Source organism: Flagellimonas pelagia, assembly GCF_003584135.1.
Lineage (GTDB): Bacteria > Bacteroidota > Bacteroidia > Flavobacteriales > Flavobacteriaceae > Flagellimonas > Flagellimonas pelagia.
On sequence record NZ_QXFI01000010.1, the window covers coordinates 1 to 2,253 of the forward strand.

A 2,253-nucleotide genomic window follows, 5' to 3' on the forward strand; every position below is an offset into this window, starting at 1 on the left:
GTGGTGACCCTGAACTTTCTCTTTCTTTTGGCGAAAAGCCTGTTGGCCCTCACTATCCTGGTCTCCCTGCGCCAGCGTCCCAATACCGAGGGGTTCAGCCCAAGTTCCCTACATACCTCTGCTGCATTGCCCCTTGCATGGCTCAGTTCGACAGCCTTTTGCTTGAACTCCATTGTGTACTCTCTTTTTTGTTTTGACATGTTTTCAAAGTTAATTCAAACAGTCAACATGCTCTTTTCTCAATGTCCAGTCAAATGTAGTAAGTCCACAATTAAGTTTTCCAAATTTTCGAGACTTGCGCAACGGTGATCATTGTTGGGCCCAGTGTTATTCATTTATTTCACTCACGAAAGTATTCCAAGCTGGTTTAGGTTGCCCAGTTTCCCAACTGTGAAGACCTAAGTTATCCATAAAACCACATAAATAAGTTGAATCGACACCTTGTTGCTGGGCATATTGGTTGCAGAATCCTTGAGGATAATCATACATACCGTGATAGTAAACGAACGCTACTTTTTTACTGTCTATATATGGTTTCAAAGAGCTAAACATTACTTGCACAAATTCTGTTTGTTGTACTTCAGATGATGAATTTTCACTTGAAGATGTATATCCTATTTCTGTAAATGCAATTGGTTTACCCGCTGCATTCTGAACCATCCAGTCAATATCATCTTTAACTTGGTTGGTTGGACGCATTTGCCAAGGAATGCTATTTTGCTCGTCTGTTGGGTAATAGGTATAGCAAATAAAATCGCCTACATATTTAAATGTGTCAAACAAGGTTGGATTAGTTTTAGCTGAGTTAAAAGTAATAATTGTGCCTACTTTTACTTTTGGATTTAATGCGTGTATTTTCTGAATAGCAGATACATAAAATACTTTGAATCCTTGTAATTGATTTGGATTGGCACTTAAATATCCATCAATTTCATTTCCTATTAAAATATAGGAAACTCTTTCGATGGATGGAACTTCTGAAAAAATTTTATCTAAAAGCAGTGAAAATCTATTTATCATATCGGGATCATCGAAATCCAAGTTTTCTAAATCATCTGGAACTGATTTGATATTTGTATCTATCATTTTCAAGACAAGAATATAACTATTCAATTTGGTCTTATCTGGATCGAGTAAATTAAGAGGATTTGCCAGATTATCTTGTAATGAATAAGAATTAGGATTAGTTTCCAATGTATTCCATTCAGGGCTCATTCCAAATATATTAATGCCATTTCGAACCGCATAGTCCAGTCCTTCAAGATATCCGTCTAAACCGGGAGCTGTATTTTTATATTGTTGCAGAGAAAGTCCAATTAGTAATTTAGGTTTCGGCATTTCAGTAGGTGTAACTGAATTTTTGCTACAAGAAAGAAGCAGTATGGTTAAAAGTAGGTTTGTAAGTATTCTAAACATTGCGTTGTCTTTTAAGTATTAGACAATTCAAATTGCTAATAGGTTACAGAAACTATGTGTTTTCCAGATTGTGCCCAACTAGCTTATATCTCCAACTTTCTTAAGCATATAACGCCAATTTCGTCAGCTATGCCCAAGTGGATAAGCCGTGTAAACTGGGCTTGCAACAAAAAAATGGACAACCAGTTAAGAGTCATGCCTCTGATGCCTCTGATTTTTGGTTATACATTTCGTTTTCAAATTCCTCTATTGTTTTATAGTCCAATGTCGAGTGTGTCCTGCTTCTATTGTACCAGGTCTCTATCCACTCGAATATCGATAGTTCCGCTTCGGACCTGAAGCTATAGTTTTGATGGTACACCCATTCGACCTTCAAGCTCTTGAAGAAGGATTCCGCCACTGCCTTGTCCCAGCAGTTCCCTTTTCGGCTCATTGATTGTACCACTGGACCATTATGCTCTTTAAGGATATCGGCAAACTCGTAACTGGCATATTGTGAGTTCCTATCGGAATGGAAAATAAGCCTGTCCGTGGTATTGTTCGACCTTATCGCCATCTTCCAAGCGGGAATTATGGTGTCGGCAGTCCCCAAGGTCTTGCCCATCGACCTTCCAACGACCTTTCGTTGGAACGGGTCCATGATCACCGTCAGGTACATCCATCCCTCACCGGTCCTTATGCGGGTCATGTCGGATACCCATACCTGGTTTTTCCTGTGTACCGTAAAGTCACGGTCCAATATATTGGGCGCTATCGGATAATCGTGTCTGCTGTCCGTGGTGACCCTGAACTTTCTCTTTCTTTTGGCGAAAAGCCTGTTGGCCCTCACTATCCTGG

Annotated in this window: 3 protein-coding genes; all 3 read right to left on the reverse strand. The window is 39.6% G+C overall.

Features of this window, described 5'->3' with window-relative positions:
* The coding region (locus tag D2V05_RS03245; RefSeq protein WP_147378214.1) for a transposase at positions 1-200 on the reverse strand (200 nt) is incomplete at its 3' end.
* 127 nt (positions 201-327) lie between these two features.
* Entirely contained in the window at positions 328-1,416 is a 1,089-nt protein-coding gene (locus D2V05_RS03250; protein WP_067034461.1) for a hypothetical protein, read from the reverse strand.
* Between the two features lie 193 nt (positions 1,417-1,609).
* Positions 1,610-2,253 (reverse strand): IS3 family transposase (locus tag D2V05_RS03255; RefSeq protein ID WP_147378215.1); only part of this gene is annotated, 644 nt, incomplete at its 5' end.

Bases quoted from the DNA above. Each gene is read 5' to 3' on its own strand.
- D2V05_RS03250 (WP_067034461.1), bottom strand. From the start codon at position 1,416: ATGTTTAGAATACTTACAAACCTACTTTTAACCATACTGCTTCTTTCT.